Annotated in this window: 5 protein-coding genes; 1 reads left to right on the top strand and 4 read right to left on the bottom strand. The window is 72.8% G+C overall.

Going from position 1 to position 5,944, the window contains the following annotated elements; translation table 11 throughout:
• Nucleotides 1-13: 13 nt before the first annotated feature.
• The 3 genes from G7A99_RS12450 to thiE are packed head-to-tail and all read right to left on the bottom strand — an operon-like array spanning nt 14 to nt 3,861.
• A complete protein-coding gene (locus G7A99_RS12450; protein WP_163140577.1) occupies nt 14-1,843 on the bottom strand; it encodes a VTT domain-containing protein in 1,830 nt (609 codons plus the stop codon).
• A 21-nt stretch (nt 1,844-1,864) separates the two neighbouring features.
• On the bottom strand, nt 1,865-3,145 hold the full coding sequence (hemL, locus tag G7A99_RS12445) for a glutamate-1-semialdehyde 2,1-aminomutase (RefSeq protein ID WP_018719739.1): 1,281 nt from the start codon (nt 3,143-3,145) through the stop codon (nt 1,865-1,867).
• A 32-nt stretch (nt 3,146-3,177) separates the two neighbouring features.
• Nucleotides 3,178-3,861 (bottom strand): thiamine phosphate synthase, encoded by a 684-nt coding sequence (thiE, locus tag G7A99_RS12440; protein WP_051088269.1) that lies wholly within the window; start codon nt 3,859-3,861, stop codon nt 3,178-3,180.
• 162 nt (nt 3,862-4,023) lie between these two features.
• On the opposite strand from thiE, the gene G7A99_RS12435 reads away from it, so the two are divergent.
• Nucleotides 4,024-4,194, top strand: a complete 171-nt coding sequence (locus tag G7A99_RS12435) for a rubredoxin (protein ID WP_018719737.1) — start codon at nt 4,024-4,026, stop codon at nt 4,192-4,194.
• 218 nt (nt 4,195-4,412) lie between these two features.
• Here G7A99_RS12435 and G7A99_RS12430 read toward each other — a convergent pair whose 3' ends face one another.
• Nucleotides 4,413-5,543, bottom strand: coding sequence for a hypothetical protein (locus G7A99_RS12430; RefSeq protein ID WP_018719736.1), 1,131 nt, complete (start codon nt 5,541-5,543; stop codon nt 4,413-4,415).
• Nucleotides 5,544-5,944: the final 401 nt, after the last annotated feature.

Genomic DNA, 5,944 nt, shown 5'->3' with positions numbered 1-5,944 from the left:
GGCCGTGCACGACCTACCTCCCTGGGGCAGCCGGGCAGAGACGCCCAGCCGTGCGTAGCTCGGCCACCGGCACGGCAGCCGGGGTGAGCGTGCGCAGCACGAAGGGCCAGCCTGGCCGCAGACGCTCATCCGCCGCCGCGACGAGCCACACCGGCGCGTCCACGCCGGCGGCACGCCACCACAGCCACAGCACGCGGCGGTCCGGCCCGTCCACGTCTATCCACACGGCCGCGGGCCATCGCCCCGCCTCCACCCGGGGCAGCACCGGCAGCAGCGCCGGCGAGGGATCGGGACTCAGCCAGCGCAGCGTCGCCTGCAGGGTCCACGCCGGCATCGCCCGCCATCCGGCGGCCTTCAACGCCTCGTCCAGCGCGGCTACCCGCCCCTGCCATATCCGGGTGCCCGGGGATTCCAGCCCGGGCGTCGAGCACAGCGCAGAGGCGGTCACCGGCGTCCGGTCCTGCACGGCGGGATATCGCGCCAGCCCGTCGGGGTAGCTCAGCAGGCCGTTGACCAATGCCCCCACAGTGAGCGCTGGCACGGCGACGGTCAGCACGCGGCGGCGCAGCCCGGGCGGGCAGCGCCCGGGGCCGAGCAGTGCCGGCAGGCCGCCGCCCACCACGCCCAGGGCCAGGCCGGCCACCAGGTCCCGGGGCCAGTGCACGCCGAGACCCAGGCGGGTCAACGACACGGTCACCGCGAAAATGCCGGCGGCGGCGAACAGCCAGCGCCGCCCCCGCCAGGCCGGCGGTGCCACCAGGACCGCCGTGGCGACGACGAACACCGCGATCCCGTAGCTGTGACCGCTGGGAAAGGCAAAGCCGAACGCCTCGCCGGTGAGCGCGCCGGGCCTCGGCGCTGCATAGAGCGCTTTAAGGACGTAGCCGAGCGCGACCGTGCCGGCGACCGACCCTGCGTACACCGCCGCCGCCCGTCCCCGGCGGGCGATGGCCAGTGTCGCCGTCACCGCAGCCGCGGCGATGGCAACGGCGAGCGTGCTGCCGAGCTGTGTCACCAGCCACAGGAGTATCCGCAGGAGGGCACTGCGATGGGCATCGAGGACGTCGAGGACGTCCTGTTCCCACCCGGCCGGCAGCGGATACCGGAGCGCGACGCCCTGGGTCACCAACAGCGTCACCAGCGCCACCAGCCAGAGCATGCCGGCTGGGTGACGCAGGCCGCGCAGCGGCCGGGCCCCGGGCCGGCGATGGAGCAGGCGCACGGCGGTGCGACGGAACACCGGCCGTAGCCAACCCGGCAGCCGCCATGCCAGCCACGCGAGGATCAGCGCTGCCACTACCAGGGTCACCAGCCGGGTGGCCACGCTCGCGGCCACCGCGAGGGAGGCCCCGAAGACCATGCCCGGGAGGAGATAGGCGGGCGCCCAGGCCAGCGCCGACGCCACGTTGACCAGCAGGAACCGGCCCCCGGGCATGTCCAGCATGCCCGCGACCGCGGGGATGATGGGGCGCACGGGTCCCACGAAGCGCCCGAGCAGCACGCCCTTGCCGCCGTGGGCGGCGAAGAAGCGCACCCCGCGTTCGAGCAGATCGGGATGGCGGGAGAAGGGCCAGCGCCGGCGCAGCGCGCCGCCGTAGTAGCGCCCGATCCAGAAGCTCAGGCCATCGCCGGCGATCGCGCCGACCACGGACCACGCATACAGCGGCCAGAACGGCAGATGGCCGGTCCCCACCAGGGCACCGGCGGCGAACATCGCCAGCGCCCCGGGGACGAACAGCCCCACGAGCGCCAGCGACTCCGCGAACGCCACCAGCCCGATGAGCGGACCGGCCCAGTGGGCATGGGCCGCGACCCATGCCAGGACCGGCGTCAGCCACTCCACCGCGCCGCAGCCCCAGGCCGGTCAGAGCCCGGCGAAGACGCGTTCCGCCGCCTTGAGCGTGTGCCCGATCGCCGCCTCGTCGTGGGCGGTGGAGACGAACGCGGCCTCGAACGCCGACGGCGCCAGGTACACGCCCGCGTCGAGCATGCCGTGGAAGAAGCGCTTGAACCGCTCAGCGTCGCACGCGGCGACGTCGTCGAAGCCGGTCACCGACTCGGCGTCGGTGAAAAACAGGCCCATCATCGTCCCCACCTGGTTGGTGGTGAACGGCACGCCCGCTGCCCGGGCGCGCTCACGCAGGCCCTGGGTGAGCTGCCGGGCGGTCTCCTCTGCCCCCGCCCAGGCACCCTCGCGGGCGAGCACGTCCAGCGTCGCGATACCGGCGGCCATGGCCACCGGATTACCGGAAAGCGTACCGGCCTGGTAGACCGGGCCCTCCGGGGCAAGGTGGGACATCACCTCGCCGCGGCCGCCCACGGCGCCCACCGGCATGCCGCCGCCGATGACCTTGCCCAGACAGGTGAGATCCGGGGTCACGCCGTAGTGGGCCTGGGCCCCGCCCGGGGCGACCCGGAAACCGGTCATGACCTCGTCGAAGACCAGCAGCGCGCCACTGTCATCGCACAGCCCGCGCAGCCCCTCGAGGAAGCCGGGGACCGGGGGCACGCAGTTCATGTTGCCCGCCACCGGCTCGACCATCACCGCGGCGATCTCGTCACCGTAGCGGCTGAAGACCTCGCGGGCGGCCTCGATGTCGTTGTAGGGCACGGTCAGCGTGCCCGCCACCACGTCCGCCGGGACGCCCGGCGAGCCCGGGATCCCCAGGGTCAGCACCCCGGAACCGGCCTCGACCAGCAACGGGTCGACGTGGCCGTGGTAATTGCCCTGGAACTTCACGATACGATCCCGCCCGGTATAGCCGCGGGCAAGGCGCAGGGCGCTCATGGTCGCCTCGGTGCCGGAGTTGACCATGCGGATGCGCTCGATGGAGGGCACCAGCGACTTCACCCGGCGGGCGAGCTCGGTCTCGGCCACGGTGGGCGCACCGAAGCTCAGGCCACGGGCCGCCGCCTGCTGCACCGCGTCCACCACCTCGGGATGGGCGTGCCCCACCGCCAGCGGGCCATAGGAAAGGACGTAGTCCACGTAGCGGCGGCCGTCCTCGTCCTCGATCCACGCGCCCTCGCCCCGGCGCATGAACGGCGGATCGCCGCCGACGGAACGGAACGCCCGCACCGCGGAATTGACCCCGCCCACGAGGTGCTCGCGGGCCTCGGCGAAAAGCTCGGAGGAACGGCTCATAGTCTCGGTTTCCCAAACGCTGGATCCATGTGTCACCGACCACCGCCCGGTGGCGGCCCGTCCGGTCCGGCGGGCCCCCACGGGGCGGCGATCGCGCTGGCCGCCAGCCGCCTGGCGGCGGCGGCGACATCCGGTGCGGCAAACACCGCGCTGATCACCGCCACGGCATCGGCACCCGCCGCGATGACCTCACCGGCATTGTCCGCATCGATACCGCCGATGCCCACCACCGGCACCGAAAGCCGGCGGCGGGCCTGGGCGAACAGCGACAGCGGGGCGCGCACGGCATCCGGCTTTACCTGCGAGGGGTAGACACTGCCGAAGGCGACGTAGTCCGCCCCGGCGGCCTCCGCCTCCACGGCCATGCCGAACTCGTTGTAGCACGACACCCCGATAACCGCGTCCGGCCCCAGCCGGCTGCGCGCCTCGGCGATCCCGCCGTCCTCCCGGCCGATGTGCACGCCGTCGGCGCCGCTATCCGCGGCAAGCGCCACGTCGTCGTTGATCAGGCACAACGCGCCCGCCGCGCGGCAGACATCGACGACCGCGGTGGCCTCGGCCTGACGCCGCGCCCGGTCATCGCCCTTGTCGCGATACTGCACCACCCGCGCGCCGCCGCGCAGGGCAGCGGATACGGACTCGATCAGGCGCTCCGGGGGCTGCATCCCCGCATCGGTGATGACATAAAGTCCACGGATCAGGGGAGCTGGGCTCATGCGATGCACCACGCTGTCGTCAGGCCGTCGTGGGCCCGAGTGTACTGCCCTGCGCGCGCGACGGCGAGCGCTCCACCCGCGTCGGACGGGCACAGCTGTGGCATTACCCGTGACCGGGTTAGTAAGCTGCCCGGCTGTCAGTTACACCCAGGATACCCCTCAATGGAATACCGAGCGTTCATGTGCGTCGTCTGCGGCTGGATCTACGAGGAGGAGCAGGGCCTGCCCGAGGCGGGTATCGAACCCGGCACCCGCTGGGAGGACATACCCGAGGATTTCACCTGTCCGGAGTGCGGTGCGGGCAAGCAGGATTTCGAGATGATCGAGATCTAGATCGCGCCGGGCCTCGGGGACCTTCGCGCACGCCACAAGTCCCGGCGCCGGTATCGACGCACGGACACGCGGGCATGTCAGCGAATCGCTTCAGGATGAGCGGGACGGTGGTACATGGCCGGCGCCCGTGACCTCCGCAGACCGTTGCCGGACCGGGGTCCGGCAACACGCGTGAGCACGGGCCAGCGCCGCCCGGGACGGCTGGTCCGCGACGGCACTCACTGACCGGCCAGCCACGGCATGACCGCGCTGACCAGGGGGCTGCCGCTCACGGCCACCGCGGCCAGCACCAGCACAACCGCCAGACCGACCACAAACCGCCGCCGGGGCGGCTTGGGACGCACCCGCGGCCCATTGCTCACCGGCGGGGCCGGCGCCCGCGCCTCAAACCGCGGTGCGGGTCTGGCCGCCTCCGAATCGCCGGCGGGGGCGGTGGAAGCACCGGCGCCACCGGATGCCTTCACCGCGGCACCGTTATCAGCGGACCCGCCGTCCGCCGCGGGGGCCCCCGTGATAGTGGCGCCATCCGGGCGCTGGGCCACGCGGCGATCGACGTTGAGGCCGGCAAGCAGGTGCTCCGCCTCACCGGGACTCACGGATTCCGGCGGCGAACCGGCGGCCTCCTGCGCCTGCTCGGCCTTCTCGTGGGCACCAAGCGAGCGATCACCCTCGATCAGGGTGAACTCATCGGCAAGGTCGTCGCCGAAGGTCACCTCCTGCTGGCCCCAGCCCATCTTCAGCTCGGCCTGGTGCCGGCGCCGGCTCTCCGCGCGCTGGGGCTCCGGGGCGGCGACCCGCTCCTCGGCCTGGCGCTCGCGCAGCCGCGCCTCCAGGGTCTTGCGCCGCTGCTCCGAGGCCTTGAAGCCACGGCGCAGCCGCGACATCTGCTCGTGCCATCGGGCCTCGGTGCGGCGGTGTTGCGCCTTGAGATCATCGTAGACGCGCTCGAGCTCCCGCCGCTCGGCACGCTCCGTGTCCAGCCGGGTCTGCAGCGCGCGGACCTCACGGTCGAGACGGACCAGCTCGGAGGCGGGCGCCTGCCCGGCCGCCTCGGCCTCCTCCTGATCGCGCACCAGGGTGGCATAGCGGCGCTGTGCCTGCTCCGCCTCGCGACGGACCGCGGCCAGCTCGTCGGCCAGCCTTGCCGCCTCCTCCTCGGCGCGTTTGCGCCGCCCGGCCGCATCGGCCTGGCTGCGCACCATCTCCGCCTCGGAACGCTGCCGCAGCGCCTCGAGCTCGCCCCGGTAATAGGCCGCCATCTCGTCGACGCGCGCCCGCGCCTCGGCCAGCTCCGCACGCAGCCGGGCGATCACCGTCGGCGAGGATTCGGCCGTGGCCGTTTGGCTCATCCCTGTTCTCCCCCACCAGACCAACGTCAGCCAGGGGCGGTCAGTAGCCCTCGCAGTCCGTTACCGGCCTAAAGGCCCCGTCGGACAGCCGCCCCACACACGTTTCGTTACCCCCGCCGGGGTGGAGTGTCAACTCTCGCCAGCCGGGAGGCCTGATATCCAGCGCGAATTCCCCGCTGAGCGGTGCAAACTGAATGCACGTAGATGGCGCCCCTAGCAGCCTCACGCCCCCGTACCACCCTTCAAAGGCCTGATGAATGTGTCCCCAAATGACGACAGCCGGCCGTCCGCAGGCGCCCAGCCGGGCGAGCAGGGCCTCGCCGTCGGCAAGGGCGATCCCGTCCAGCCAGCGCGCACCGACGGCAACCGGCGGATGATGGACCGCGACGAGCACCGGCGTG

This window comes from Arhodomonas sp. KWT (genome assembly GCF_010993615.1).
This window is presented reverse-complemented; position numbering and strand designations above follow the sequence as displayed.